Source organism: Pseudonocardia xishanensis (assembly GCF_039541715.1).
GTDB lineage: Bacteria > Actinomycetota > Actinomycetes > Mycobacteriales > Pseudonocardiaceae > Pseudonocardia > Pseudonocardia xishanensis.
Genome location: NZ_BAABGT010000007.1, coordinates 19335 through 32442 on the forward strand (window position 1 = coordinate 19335; position 13108 = coordinate 32442).

The window sequence follows — 13108 nt, forward strand, 5'->3', positions numbered from 1 at the left end:
CTGCGGAGCCCGCCTCGGCGAGCGGGGGCGTCACCTCCACGTCGGCGATCACCGCGTGTTCGCGTCGGGCACGGAGTCACACACCAGCCCAGCCGTCTGCCTGGAACAGGTGCACGGCGCGCTCGAGATGCGGTGCAAGAGCGTCACGTGCCTGCGCAGGGGTGATCACATCCGCTGGCGCGAGCTTGCGGTACTCGTAGCTGCCGGGGTCGTCGTAGACGCGCTCGCTGATGAGCTTCGCGTCATGCGTGTAGGTGAAGTTCTACATCAGGTTGTGGGTGACCATGTAGTACGCGTCCGGCTCGACGTCGACGTCCTGCACCGACAGCAGACCCGGCGGCACGATCGCGACCCACAAGCCCTCGGTGATCACCCCGAAATCGGCGACCGCGATGTTGTGACGCAGCGTACCCATCACATTCTGCCCGGTCTCCGCCACCTGGCGGTACATGGCCAGAACCTCGGCATGGCCGGTGAGCGCCACCGATTCACCCGAGACACTGATGCGGTAGGCCGGTTCGTCGACAGTGAGACTCGGAATGAGGATCTGGTCCCAGTGTCCCGAGATCTCGCGCACCGCAGGGAGGTAGTAGTTCTTGAGCATGGCGACGAGGAACGGGTTCTCGGTCGCCTCGATGAGGTCGGCGATGCCTTGAGGGAGGTTCGTGACGTCGAACTTCTCGGGTACATCCACAACGGTGAGCGCGTCGCTCGTCGCCAATGTCGTACTCAACTCGTCTCTCCTGTTCTCTGCGACCAGTGCTTGTTCCCGGCGTGCGCGGCAATCGTTCATGGGGATGAACCCGCCTCCCGCCCTCACAGCCATCGTGGCAGCGCGGGCAGATCCGCCGAGCCGCCGCGACCGGTCATCCAGGCCGCGGCGGCGGCGAGCGGAGCTCCACCCGTGACGGCTCGCCCTCTCCGGGGATCTCGCGCACACCGTCGGGCGTTACGAGGACCAGCGCAGGCCCAGGGCGGGCGCCCCGCCAGCGCGCGACGTCGTCGAGCAGGGCGGCACAGAACGGTTCGGGCAGGTCGGCGAAGGTGACTCCGCCGTCGAGGTCGACGGCGTGTACGCAGACCTCGCGGGCGCGCATCCACGGCACCTCGGACGCCGGCACACGTCGACGACAGCGACCTGTCCTCCCTACACGGGTTCGTCCGCGGGCTGCGCAAGGACCTCCCGGCTGTCGTCGCCGGACTGACCCTCCCCTACGGCAACGGCCCCATCGAGGGCGCGAACACCAAGGTCAAACTGCTCAAGCGACAGATGTACGGGCGAGCCGGCTTCGCATTACTCCGCCGACGAATCCTGCTCAACTGACCCGGCCTACCACCGCTGCTGCGCCAGAGCCCGAGGAACGGTGTAACCAGGGCCCCGCCGGCCCACCACTTCGTGACCAGATGTTCATTCAATGATCCGCACGCTTGTTGCTCCCGGTGAGCTGCGACACGATCGCCCAACCACGGCACCGCAGCCCGGGAGGAATCTGGATGCCATCGATCACGTCGGACTCGGTGACCCGCGAGGACATCGTCAGCTCCGAACTCTCCATCGGCGGCGTCCCGACCGCCGCGGAGGGCGGCCGGTTCTTCACCACGACCGCGGCGGTCACCGGCGAGCCGATGGCCCGTGTCGCCGCCGCGTCACCGGCCGACGCCAGGCGGGCAGTCGATGCGGCCGCCGCTGCGCTGCCCGAGTGGGCTGCCGTGGCGCCCGGCGCGCGGCGCGCGGTTCTGCTGCGGGCTGCCGCTCTGCTGAGTGAGCGGGCCGCGGAGATCGTGCCGCTGATGGGCCGGGAGATGGGTGCCACGGCCCCTTGGGCCGGGTTCAACGTTCATGTCGCCACGGGGATGGTGCAGGAGGCGGCTGCTCAGACCTACTCTATGGTCGGGGACACGATCCCCTCCGACATGCCCGGGCTGTTCGCCATGGGTGTGCGTCAACCTGCCGGCGTGGTCACCGGGATCGCACCCTGGAACGCCCCACTGATCCTCGGCGTGCGTGCCGTTGTGATGCCGCTTGCGTTCGGCAACACGGTGGTGCTCAAGGCCTCCGAGCAGGCCCCGCTGACCCAAGCCATGATCGTCCAGGCCTTTGTGGACGCCGGCGTGCCTGCCGGCGCGATCAATCTGATCTCCAATGCTCCCGAGGATGCTGCGCTCGTCGTCGAGGCGCTCATCTCTCATCCGAGCACGGCCAGGGTGAACTTCACCGGTTCCACCAAGGTCGGCCGGGTCATCGCCGAGGTCGCCGGGCGGCACCTCAAGCGGGTCGTCCTCGAGCTCGGTGGCAAGGCGCCGATGCTGGTGCTGGCCGACGCAGACCTGGACAAGGCTGCGGCCGCGGCGAACTTCGGTGCGTTCATGAACCAGGGCGAGATCTGCATGTCCACGGAGCGTTTGATCGTGGACGCGACGATCGCCGACGCGTTCACCGACAAGCTCGTGGCGCACGCTTCGCGGCTCACAGTCGGCGCCCCGAGCGACCCGTCCTCGCAACTGGGTCCGCTGGTTCATGCAGCCGCTCGAGACCACGTGGTCGAGCTGATCGAAGACGCGAGGTCCAAGGGCGCGCAGGTTGTCTGCGGTGGCGGACACGACGGTCTCTACATGGAGGCAACGGTGCTGCGTGGGGTGACGAAGGACATGCGCATCTACGCGGAGGAGTCCTTCGGTCCTGTGGTCGGCATCATCGAGGTGGACGGCCCCGACGCCGCGGTCGAGAGCGCCAACGACTCCGAGTATGGACTCGCCGCCGCGGTCTTCACCGAGAACACGAGCACCGGGATGCAGGTGGCACAACGGATCAAGTCGGGCATCTGCCACATCAACGGGCCGACCGTCCACGACGAGCCCCAGATGCCGTTCGGTGGCGTGGGCGCCAGCGGCTGGGGGCGCTTCGGGTCCAAGGCTGCGCTGGAGGAGTTCACCGAACTGCGGTGGATCACGATCCAGACCGAAGACCGTCACTACCCCATCTAGGCGTCAGACCTCACACCGTGACGGCCCGCCCCGCGCTGGCACCTCTTCCCGAAAGGACAGGACATGACACTCACCGCCCCCGAGTTGAACCCGCCCGCCGAGGTGCGGAAGGGCGACCGGTGGATCAAACGCCGGGTCTCGACGCTCGATGCGAAGCGGGACTACGTGGAGATCGTCAAGCTCACGACCCTGTTCCATGTCGACGAGTTCTTCGTCGACTGGGCCTTCACCCACATCATGTGCCGGGCCACCACCGGTCACAGCTCGAAGGCGATCACGCGCGAGGGCACCGGCAAGCTGGTGAACAAGGCCGACAACCGCTTCGACGACACGTCGCACCACTTCCTGGTCTGGAACGAGTGGGGTCCGGGCTCGCCGCAGACCACGCGCTCGGTCGACATCATCAACGCGCTGCACAGCAAGTACCAGAAGATCTACCCGTCCGCGTTCGACGACCAGCCACTCTGGGTCTACGTCATCGCCTGGGAGGTGGCCGGCATCGCCATCCTCGCCCGCGAGGTACTCGGGCTCCCCGAGCTCGATGACAAGGAGAAGGAGGCCCGATCCATCTGGGGCCACAAGCTCGCTGAATCCTTCACCTACACCGACGGCACCCCGCTGAGCGATCACATGCCCCCACTCGAGACCTTCGAGGACTGGATCGACTTCGTCCACGAGTACGAGTCGCAGCCATGGGTGCCCGACGCGAACTCCACGGCATGCGCGAACGCGGTCCTCGACAAGTTCGAGCAGCGCCACAGATGGCTGCCCCGCTCCCTGGCCCGGGCCCTCGTCACCACCTTCTGGCACGACGGGCAGTTCGAGTGCAACGGCATCGCGCGCCCCACGCGGTTCTGGCGCGCGGCCGCGAAGAACTACATGCGCGTCCACATGGTCGCCATGCAGCTCAGGCCGTCGCCCAAGGAGTCGATGGTCGAGAAGATGCTGCGCGAGACCGCGGAGCGCGGCCGCACCCTGCCCCCGATCATGCGGGCCTCCGTCGGCGCCGGCGTCGAGTCGGAGGACTCGTCCGGAGGATGCCCGATGGGCTTCGGCATGGTCGACCCCGACAAGGTCCACCCCTGAAGGGAACCAGGCTCCCACCACGGTCCTCGTGGCGCCCGGACAACCCTGCCGCCCCCACCCACTGTCCGGAGGAAGACCCTATGTCAGCTCAGCCCGCACCCCACCTGGCGGGTGCGCCACTCGTCACCTCGAGGCGAGGGCGCTTCTGGATCCCGGGCGATGTCGAGTCGTCCGCGTCCGGGACCGTCCAACGCGGCCCGATGTACGTCGAGTGGGAGGCGCCCGAGGTCGTCAGCCGGCCGCATCCTCTGGTGCTCGTGCACGGGGGTGGTGGACAGGGATCGGAGTGGCTGACGACCGTGGACGGCAAACCCGGATGGGCTGCGCACTTCGTCGCCGCCGGGTTCGCGACCTACGTCGTGGACCGGCCCGGACTGGGTCGTTCGCCGTACCACCCGGAACTGATCGGCCCCATGGGGAGCGTCTTCCCGTACGAAGCCGCGGTCGGCCTCTTCGCGCCGCCCGCCCGCGCAGCGGAGCAGACCCAATGGCCGTTCGGCCGCGAGAGCGGTAGTCCCGAGCTGGATCACCTGGTGGCCGGTTTCGGCCCTCTGCCCACCGACCTCGCCGCCTCACAGGAGTTGGATGCAGCACGCCTCGTCTCGCTGCTGGAGCGCATCGGGCCGTCGGTGCTCGTCACACACTCCGCCGGCGGACCCGCCGGCTGGCTCGCGACGGACCGAACCCCGACGAACGTGGTGGGAGTCGCCGCGATCGAGCCCATGGGGCCACCTTTCGCCACCTTCCCGATCGGCTCGCTCGACTGGGGCCTGACCACCGCCCCGATCACGTTCGCGCGCCGGTTCGAGCGGCCCGACGACGTGCGCGATGCCCGACCGGCCGACCTGAGCATCCCATCCTTCACGGACAAGCCCGTGGCGGTGTTCACCGCGAGCGCCTCCCCGTTCAGGGACTGGGCACCCGCGACCGTCGACTTCCTCGGTGCGGCAGGGGCCAAGGCCACCTGGGTCGACCTGCAGGAGTCGGGGATCGTCGGCAACGGTCATGGCCTCATCTTCGAGGCGAACGCGCACGAGACAGTCCGACCGGTCATCGACTGGATCACCGAGCTCGGCAGTTGAACGCCGGCAACAGAGCAGACAGATGTCCTCATGAACAGCCACAGGGAAGTAGGAGAGATGAACCCTCAGGACACCGAAAGGCCGTCGGAGTACCCGGCGGAGTGGAAGGTCGAGTTCGGACCGTCGGCACCGCTGCCCGAGGGTTACCAGGTCGGTCGTGAGACGACGCGCCTGGAGGCAGGGACGGTGTTCATCCCCGGAGGAAAGCCGCTGCCCTGTGACGTCGTCTGGGAACGCGACATTCCGGTGACCCTGCGGGACGGCGTGGTGATCTACACCGACGTGCTCCGTCCCGCGGACCAGGACGACAACCTGCCTGCGCTGGTCAACTGGAGCCCGTACGGCAAGTCGCTGCCCGCCTTCCCTGATGTGCCGTGGGGTGTGCCGCGGGAGAACTTCTCGGGCTTGGGCAAGTTCGAAGGCGCAGATGCCGCGTTCTGGCTCGATCACGGGTACGCACTGGTCAATCCGGATGCACGCGGCGTCGGCAAGTCCGGGGGCGACATCCACTACTGGGGCTCAGTCGAGTCCCACGACGGGTACGACGTCGTGGAATGGGCGGCCGAACAGCCGTGGAGCAACGGGAAGATCGCGCTGTACGGTGCCTCGTGGCTGGCGATCTCGCAGTGGGGCATCGCCGCGACACAGCCGCCGCACCTCGCCGCAATCGCGCCCTGGAACGGTTTGTATGACGCCTACCGAAGCCACATGCTCTGGGGAGGAATCCCGGACCCGGGCTTCTTCGGCCACCTACCCTTCATGATCCCCGGCCACCCCAGCTCCATGGAGCGCATCTCGGACATGAGCCTCCGGGAGCCACTGATGAACGAGTACTGGGAGGACAAGATTCCCGACCTCACGAAAGTCACGATCCCCGCCTACGTCGTCATGGACGGGGTCACGGGCCTCCACTCGTTCGGCGTGTCGGAAGCGTTTCGACGCCTGGGCTCGGCCGAGAAGTGGTTCCGGATCAACAACACCCATGAATGGAACGACCAGTACGACCCCTACTACCAGAACGACGTGTTGCGGTTCTTCGACCGTTATCTGAAGGACGTCGACAACGGGTGGGAAGCCACGCCGAGAGTTCGGGCGTCCATCATCAACGCCGGCGGAACGGACTTCGTCGACGTGCCGTTCACGCAGTGGCCAGTGCCGGAGACGCGCTACCAGGAGCTGTACCTCGACGCTCAGGACCACAGCTTGTCGACAACCCCTCCCGTGGAGATATCGTCGGCGACCTACCCCGGCGCAGACGGCGCTGTCGCCTTCACGATCAAGTTCGACCACGACACCACCTTGCTCGGGTACATGTCCGCGCGGTTGTGGGTCGAGGCGCAGGGTGCGGACGACATGGACCTGTTCCTGCTCGTCGAGAAGCTCGATGCCGACGGCAATCTGCTCGCTCCGCACCGAGAGTTCGCCGACACCTACCCCATCTCACCTCCGGGGGCACCCGGGCGCTTGCGGGTGTCGCTGCGCGAGCTCGACGCGGAGCTGTCGACCGATTTCGTGCCGGTACAAGCGTTCCGCCGGCACCGGAAGCTGGCTCCTGGCGAGATCGTCCCGGTCGACATCGGTTTCACCCCCAGGTCGTACTTCGTGGAGGCGGGACAACAGCTACGGCTGACGGTGGCCGGATACAACGTCCGCGGCACCGGCGTGGAGGTCGATGCTCCGCAGGACGAGCCCGTGCTCGGGGGCCGTGCGTCCGCCGTGACGCCGCGTGCGGAGAACAGCGGGAACCACGTCATCCACACCGGACCCGATCACGTCTCGTACCTGAAGGTGCCTGTAGTCGCCAACCCGCACTGATGCGTCGACACTCGTGGAACCGCCACTTCTTGACCAGATCTTGATCCGATGACCAGCACGCCTGTCGACCCGAGTGACCTGGGGCGACACGGTCGACCCACCACGGCTCCGCAGCCCGGGAGGAACCCAGATGCCATCGATCACGTCGGACTCGATGTCCCGCGAGGTCATCGTCGGCTCCGAGCCGACACCATCGATCGACCGACCGTATCGCCATCACACCGGGCCGCGGCCCGCAACTCAGCAGATCTGAGAAGGAGGTGGCCGCCATCGACACGAACACCGCCGCAGTCATGGGCAGCCCCGTCGGGGAGCCGGACGAGCTGACGAGCGAGTGGCTGTCCGCAGCCCTTCGCCGTGATATCGCCGACGTCAGCGGGGTCGCTCGGATCGGCACGGGCCAGATGAGCCGCACGTACCGCGTGGGCTACGACGGGTCCGACGGTGCACAGACCGTCATCGCCAAGCTGCCGGCCAACGACGCCGACTCTCTTGCCACGGCCCGCCACACTGACATCTACCTCCGAGAGGTCAGCTTCTATCGCGAACTGGCGCCGCAGTGTCACGACGCCGTCGCACAGTGCCACTTCTCCGCGCACGACCCGGAGACCAACCTGTTCACCCTGCTCCTCGAGGACGTCCCCGGGGCGACCGTCATCGACCAGCTGGAAGGGTGTGACCTCCCCACCGCGCGGCGGGTCGTCACCACGATCGCGGCAGTGCAAGGGGCAGTACTGGATTCCGAGGCCGTGCACCAGGCACCGTGGCTCAACCGGGCGACACCGTTCAGCCAGCAGCTGTTCGGCAGCGTGCTGCCCGGTTTCAAGGACCGGTACGCCGACTCCATCGACCCGCAGACCGAGCTCGTGCTCGACCGGTTCGGGGCGTCCCTGGACTGGTGGAACGCCCACTTGGAGGGTCCGCGTGGCGTCCAACACGGCGACTGCCGCCTCGACAACATCCTCCTCAGCCCGAACAGGTGCGCACTGGTCGACTGGCAGACAGCCGTGGCGGGGTCCCCGCTGGCGGACCTTGCGTACTTCATGGGCGGCAGCATGACCGTCGAGGTGCGCCGTCGCCACGAGCGCGAGCTGGTCGACCAGTTCCACGCCGAGCTGACGCAGGCATCCGGCCTCGAGGTCAGCGTGGAGTGGTGTCACGAGGAGTACCGCAGGCGGGCCTTCCTGGGCGTGATGATGGCGGTGATCGGCGCCATGACCGCCGGGCGGACGCCGCGGGGCGACCAGCTCTTCCGGACGATGCTCGACCGGCACACCGCCCACGTCCTCGAGTGCGACGCCCTCGACCTCCTCCCGCGCGGCTGACACCTGCGCACGGTCGACCATCCAGGAGACACTGTTGCTCATTCCGGCCGACGACTATCCGATCCACCAGAGCAGTCTGCCTCTCGCGCAAGCCGAGGGAGGGCACATCGACTTCTATGATCGCTTCTTCATGAACGGCTACACCGAGGACTGCTACTTCGCCCTCGCGTTCGGCACCTATCCCAACCGGGGTGTGGTCGACGCCGGATTCGCCGTCGTGGCCGACGGCGTGCAGCGCTCAGTCATCGCCTCGGGCCGAGCGCCGTGGGACCGTGCCGTCACCGAGATCGGCCCGATCCGCTTCGAGATCCTCGACCCCATGCGCACGCTGCACTTGACCGTGGACTCCCCCGAGCACGGTCTCTCGGCCGACCTCACGTTCACCACCGGCACCCCGGCATGCGAGGAGGAGCGGCAGCTGCGGTACGTCGGCCCTCGCCGCGTCATGGACGTCACCCGAGCGACACAACTGGGCAGGTGGAACGGCTCCGTCAGCAGCGGTGGAAGCCAGTACACCGCTGGGGCGCGGGGGTCCTTTCTCGGCACCAAGGACCACTCGTGGGGAGTCCGGCACGTCGGGGACCCCGCTCCCATGGCACCCGTCCCAGGAGAGCACCAGCTGTACTTCGTGTGGACGCCGCTGCACTTCGACGATGAGTACCTGCACGCCATGGTCTTCCAAGACGGCGACGGGGTCCCCTGGAGCGAGACCGGCGTCCTGATCCAACCTCTCGCACCGCTGGCCTCGCCCGTCGGGCCTTCACTTCCGATCGCCCATCTGGCAAGCATCCGCCACGAGGTCGACTGGGCGCCGGGACTACGGCGCAGTCGTGGTGGACGGGTGTTCCTCCGTCGGCGCCCAGCAGACGAGGAAGAGGTCATCCACCTCGAGCCGCTGCTCAACTTCCGCATGAGCGGAATCGGCTACGCTCACCCAACGTACAAGCACGGTCGGTGGCACGACGAGCTGGTCACCTTCGGCGAGGCGTTCGACGTCGCGGACCTCGACAACGTCGACCCTCGCAACATCCATGTGCAGCAGGTGGTGCGGGCGGAGTGGAACGGCCGGGTGGGCCTCGGGATCTTCGAGCAGATGGCCATGGGACGGCACGCGCCCAGCGGCTTCGGGGACGACCTGGCCGGCCACGCCGGCTAGTGTGTACCGATCTGCGGGAGTGTGGTGAACGGTCAGGTGTGTCTCCGGCGCCGGGTCGCCCGCGGCGCCGGAGACGCGGCCTTCGAGGATCAGCTCAACTCTGGCCGTCCACGGCGAGGCCGGGGTTCGGGAATTCTCCTGGCCACTCGTCCGGTCCGATGATGAACTGTCCGGAGATCTGGGCCGCCCATTCGCCGAACTCGACGAGCTTCTCGTCGGTGGAGAGGTCCGCTCCGCGGCCTTTCACCGCGATCCCGTAGAAGAACTTCGTGAACCCGGAGCCGCCCGGGATGAGGCAGGTGAGGACGCGGGCACCCTGCTCGCCGGTGATGTGGTAGTAGTGCGGGTAGTCGCGGGGACCCCAGACGAAGTCGCCAGGATGGCCGACCTGCTTGGTGATGCCCTGCGGCTCCGCGACATACAGCGTGAACTCGCCCTCGAGGATGTAGAAGCCCTCCTCCTCGAGGGTGTGCACGTTGGGGAAAGACGATGTCGGGCTTGGACCACGCGACCTCCAGGAGCTCGATCAGGTCCCCGGTCTGGTGGCCCCAGGCGTGGAAGATGAGCTCGACACCGGTCATCACGCCGCGGTCGACGTTGAGGGTGTACTTGGCCGTCGCGTCGGACTTGAAGGGCGCGTTGACCATGCGGTCGATCTCGGTGGGCATCAGCAGCCGCGCGTCGGGCGTCAGCGGACCCCGGGAGGCGGCGGGCCGGGTCGACGGCGGCACACCGTCGGGCCCGTAGGTCCGTACCCCGTACTCGCGGAACGCCTTCTCCGCCAGCGCTGCCACCTGCTCCGGGGTGTCGAGGTCGAGCTCGGCGGTCCCCTCGAAGAACCCGGGAACCAGGTCGGTCCCCGGCAGCAGGTACTGCAGGACTCGCGCCGGCGCGTCGCCCGCCTTGAAGCTGTGCGCCCGGCCGACCGGCTGCCACACGAACTCGCCGGGGCCGGCCTCGATCACGCAGTCGTCGTGGTGCATGAAGAAGGTGACGTTGCCCTCCACCACGTAGAAGCCTTCGTCTTCGAGCGTGTGCATGTGGATGCCGGACTCCTCGCCCGGCGCCAGCTCGTGGAGAGCGACGGTCACCCGCCGGTTGGTCTGGGACGCGTCGGCGAGCACGTACATCGTCTTCTCGTCGCCGGAACCGGTCCTGTAGCGCAACTCCCGACCCGGGGCCGGGGTGCGGAACGCGCCGTTGGTCACGGCCGGCCGATGCTCTGTAGTGGTCATTACCTCGTCCTTGAGTTGTCGAACACGAAAAACGGAAGCGGCCGCCAGGTTGCCGCGGTGCCTTCCCGGGGTGCTCCGGCGTCGCCAACGCCTCGGCCAGAACGGCAGAAGGCGTCACACCTCTGTGTCATATCACCCCGCGCAGAAATTCGAGCACCGATTGATTGAATCGAGCCGGGTGCTCGATCTGGGGCAGATGGCCGCATTCAGGAAACACCAGAAGCTCGGCTCTCGGTATACGCTTGGCGAGGGCGTCGCGTAGCCGGGCTCCCGCAACGAGTCCTCGGCGCCGGCCACCAACAATGTGGGGACGTCGATCCGCTCGTAGCTAGTCGTGTCCAGCTGACCGAAGTCTGGGCGCTCCGCCGCGCGCGGACGACCTGAAGCGCGCGGCAGCGACGGCCTCCCACGCCCCCGGCAGGATCGCTGCCTCGAAGCGCGCCTTCACCAGCCGCTCATCGTCAAGGAGGGCCTGGTCGTACACGAAGTGGGAGACGATTCGGCGCATACCTTCCAACGAGCAGTCGAAATCAAGCGTTGCCCGGCGTGCCTCATTGAGTGGGACGAAACCTCCGCCCGAAGTGGATACGATCGCCCTGATCGCCCTGATCGGCCATTGGTACTCGCTCGTAGCGGCAACACCGAGCAGAAGTGTGGCACCCATCGAGACACCGCAGAATGCGGCCGAACCCAGGTCCATGACTTCGAGGAACCGCGTCATGTGCCACAGGCGACGCGCGCGGCCACCTCCGAAATCGTGTGTAGCTTGTCGCTTTCGCCGAAGCCCAGCCAGTCGGGAGCGATTACCCGGTGTTCGTCGGCGAACGCCTCGAGGTTCTGATACCAGGACAATTCCGCCGACGAGCCGTAGCTGCCGTCGTGGAGCAGGACGAGCGGCGGCCCGTCGCCGCATTCCAAGTAGTGGGTACGAATGCCGTCAATCCGCAGGTAGCGACTTTTCGCCCTGGGTATGTAAGTAGACATGGGATCCCATTTCAGCGCGCTCGAGGTCGGCGGTGGCGCCCTGAAGAGGTGGAGATCGATCCGTCGTCGTGGCGCTTTCAACGCCACAGAAGGTAACAGAACAAGGGTCACACAAACAGCTGATGCCAATCACGCCTCCGCTCTGAGCTTTCCGGCAAATCGGTGAAGTTCATCGTAGGCGCGTTGCGGCCTTCACACCAACAGATCCGGTAAATGTCGACCATTCGCGTCCTAGCCCGGGCTCTTCACGGTGGGCTCGACGGTAGGTGACCCCCTGAAAGAAGAAGGTGCCTCGTGACCAGGGAGGACAGGGCTTGTCGAGGGCTCTGTTCACCGCGGTCGGGGAGGCACTTTCCGAGTGCAGGCTGCAACCACCCGTCCGAAGATCATCGTGACCGCCGACGGGGCCGGGGTCGTGTCGCGTGTCGGGTCGCGTCTGCTGGCCGTCGCGGACCGGACCACCCTGACCGGCGAGTTGTCGCAGGCCCTGGGGGTGTTGCGGCCGTCGCGGGCCCGGCATGACCCGGGCCGGCAACGCCGGCGCGAACACCGCCGCCGACCACATCACCGTGCTCGACCACGCTCTCGCTCAGATCCCGGATCAGCACCGTCACGGCCGCAGGCTGTTGGTCCGTGCGGACACCGCGGGCTGCACGAAGGCGTTCCTCACCCACATCCGCCACCAGCAAGACGCAGCCGGGAGGCAGTCGAGTTCTCCGTCGGCTGGGCCATCACCGACCGCGAACGCGCCGCCATCGCCGCGGTCCCGAAGAACAGTGTGGGCCGACGCGTGTGGGCCGACGCGGTCGACGCCGACGGTGCACACCGCGACGGCGCCGGCCTCGCCGAGCTCACCGGACTGCTGCCCGCAGCGGCGCTCGAGGGCTACCCGCCCGGGACGCGGGTGATCGTCCGCCGCGGACACCCACACCCGGGGGCACAGCTGGACCCGATGGAAACCCGTGACGGCCTGCCGCTACACCTGCGTCGCCACCGACACCGGAGCCGGGCAGTTGGCGTTCCTCGACACCCGACACCGCGCCCACACCCGGGTCGAGGACCGGATCCGCACCGCGAAGGACACCGGCCTGAACCACTCCCGTCGCGGACGTTCGCGATCAACTCGGCCTGGCCGGCCGTGGTCATGCGGATCCGCATCCAGCAGCCCTGGCCCCGGGCTGAACAGCTCGCTGCCGCGTTCAACCGCCTCCACACCCTGCCCGTCCCCGCAGGCTGAACCCCACGCCCAGCCGGCGCGAGCGGCACGGAGCACCCGGCAGAACCGCAGGCCGGATAGTCCCGCACGCCCATGACCCGGAAACCGAGAAAATCATCGACGAGATAACGACTACTGCTCGTCATGAATCACCGGGGCTAGATGCAATACCGTTCAGTTATGGGGTTGGATGCCGTAGGCCGCGGTGCGCTCTGGCTGTGGCC

At 67.4% G+C, this 13108-nt stretch carries 13 protein-coding genes and 2 pseudogenes; 9 read left to right on the forward strand and 6 right to left on the reverse strand.

The window, feature by feature from the left end; all coding sequences use genetic code 11:
* Positions 1–262: 262 nt before the first annotated feature.
* Positions 263–793, reverse strand: coding sequence for a hypothetical protein (locus ABD993_RS02160; protein WP_345412120.1), 531 nt, complete (start codon positions 791–793; stop codon positions 263–265).
* Positions 794–866: 73 nt separating this feature from the next.
* Complete coding sequence (locus ABD993_RS02165; protein ID WP_345412122.1) at positions 867–1097, reverse strand: DinB family protein; 231 nt, start codon at positions 1095–1097, stop codon at positions 867–869.
* A gap of 71 nt (positions 1098–1168) precedes the next feature.
* Between ABD993_RS02165 and ABD993_RS02170 the strand changes: the two genes are divergently transcribed.
* The 7 genes from ABD993_RS02170 to ABD993_RS02200 all read left to right on the forward strand — a co-directional run bounded on the left by ABD993_RS02170 (position 1169) and on the right by ABD993_RS02200 (position 9449).
* Positions 1169–1324, forward strand: a complete 156-nt coding sequence (locus tag ABD993_RS02170; RefSeq protein ID WP_425568879.1) for a transposase — start codon at positions 1169–1171, stop codon at positions 1322–1324.
* A 170-nt stretch (positions 1325–1494) separates the two neighbouring features.
* Positions 1495–2985 (forward strand): aldehyde dehydrogenase family protein, encoded by a 1491-nt coding sequence (locus ABD993_RS02175; RefSeq protein ID WP_345412123.1) that lies wholly within the window; start codon positions 1495–1497, stop codon positions 2983–2985.
* A gap of 63 nt (positions 2986–3048) precedes the next feature.
* A complete protein-coding gene (locus ABD993_RS02180) occupies positions 3049–4071 on the forward strand; it encodes a hypothetical protein (protein WP_345412124.1) in 1023 nt (340 codons plus the stop codon).
* Positions 4072–4271: 200 nt separating this feature from the next.
* The gene (locus tag ABD993_RS02185; RefSeq protein ID WP_345412125.1) at positions 4272–5153 is read left to right on the forward strand and encodes an alpha/beta fold hydrolase; all 882 of its coding nucleotides are present in this window, start codon (positions 4272–4274) and stop codon (positions 5151–5153) included.
* 57 nt (positions 5154–5210) lie between these two features.
* Positions 5211–6968 (forward strand): CocE/NonD family hydrolase, encoded by a 1758-nt coding sequence (locus tag ABD993_RS02190; RefSeq protein WP_345412126.1) that lies wholly within the window; start codon positions 5211–5213, stop codon positions 6966–6968.
* 260 nt (positions 6969–7228) lie between these two features.
* Positions 7229–8293 (forward strand): phosphotransferase, encoded by a 1065-nt coding sequence (locus tag ABD993_RS02195; protein WP_345412128.1) that lies wholly within the window; start codon positions 7229–7231, stop codon positions 8291–8293.
* A 34-nt stretch (positions 8294–8327) separates the two neighbouring features.
* Positions 8328–9449: an Rv3169 family protein gene (locus ABD993_RS02200; protein WP_345412131.1), complete on the forward strand. Its 1122-nt coding sequence runs from the start codon at positions 8328–8330 to the stop codon at positions 9447–9449.
* Between the two features lie 94 nt (positions 9450–9543).
* On the opposite strand, the gene ABD993_RS02205 is transcribed toward ABD993_RS02200, so the two are convergent.
* Positions 9544–9924: a cupin domain-containing protein gene (locus ABD993_RS02205; RefSeq protein WP_345412133.1), complete on the reverse strand. Its 381-nt coding sequence runs from the start codon at positions 9922–9924 to the stop codon at positions 9544–9546.
* Between the two features lie 86 nt (positions 9925–10010).
* Here ABD993_RS02205 and ABD993_RS02210 point away from each other — a divergent pair, with 86 nt between their 5' ends.
* Complete coding sequence (locus ABD993_RS02210; protein WP_345412135.1) at positions 10011–10196, forward strand: hypothetical protein; 186 nt, start codon at positions 10011–10013, stop codon at positions 10194–10196.
* Between the two features lie 140 nt (positions 10197–10336).
* Here ABD993_RS02210 and ABD993_RS36590 read toward each other — a convergent pair.
* The 3 genes and pseudogenes from ABD993_RS36590 to ABD993_RS02220 form a co-directional block, all read right to left on the reverse strand.
* Positions 10337–10684: pseudogene (locus ABD993_RS36590) on the reverse strand (cupin domain-containing protein); the annotation flags it as partial.
* Positions 10685–11012: 328 nt separating this feature from the next.
* Entirely contained in the window at positions 11013–11405 is a 393-nt protein-coding gene (locus ABD993_RS02215) for a hypothetical protein (protein WP_345412137.1), read from the reverse strand.
* Positions 11402–11779, reverse strand: a complete 378-nt coding sequence (locus ABD993_RS02220; protein ID WP_345412138.1) for an alpha/beta fold hydrolase — start codon at positions 11777–11779, stop codon at positions 11402–11404. Before ABD993_RS02220 ends, ABD993_RS02215 begins: the two co-directional genes overlap by 4 nt.
* Before the next feature lie 247 nt (positions 11780–12026).
* Between ABD993_RS02220 and ABD993_RS02225 the strand changes: the two are divergent.
* Positions 12027–12905, forward strand: a pseudogene (locus tag ABD993_RS02225) (transposase family protein).
* The last annotated feature ends 203 nt before the right edge of the window (positions 12906–13108 follow it).

Coding starts and splice junctions, on each gene's coding strand:
- ABD993_RS02160 (WP_345412120.1), bottom strand. CDS start 793: ATGAACGATTGCCGCGCACGCCGGGAACAAGCACTGGTCGCAGAGAAC.
- ABD993_RS02165 (WP_345412122.1), bottom strand. CDS start 1,097: ATGCGCGCCCGCGAGGTCTGCGTACACGCCGTCGACCTCGACGGCGGA.
- ABD993_RS02175 (WP_345412123.1), top strand. CDS start 1,495: ATGCCATCGATCACGTCGGACTCGGTGACCCGCGAGGACATCGTCAGC.
- ABD993_RS02180 (WP_345412124.1), top strand. CDS start 3,049: ATGACACTCACCGCCCCCGAGTTGAACCCGCCCGCCGAGGTGCGGAAG.
- ABD993_RS02185 (WP_345412125.1), top strand. CDS start 4,272: ATGTACGTCGAGTGGGAGGCGCCCGAGGTCGTCAGCCGGCCGCATCCT.
- ABD993_RS02190 (WP_345412126.1), top strand. CDS start 5,211: ATGAACCCTCAGGACACCGAAAGGCCGTCGGAGTACCCGGCGGAGTGG.
- ABD993_RS02210 (WP_345412135.1), top strand. CDS start 10,011: ATGAGCTCGACACCGGTCATCACGCCGCGGTCGACGTTGAGGGTGTAC.
- ABD993_RS02215 (WP_345412137.1), bottom strand. CDS start 11,405: ATGACGCGGTTCCTCGAAGTCATGGACCTGGGTTCGGCCGCATTCTGC.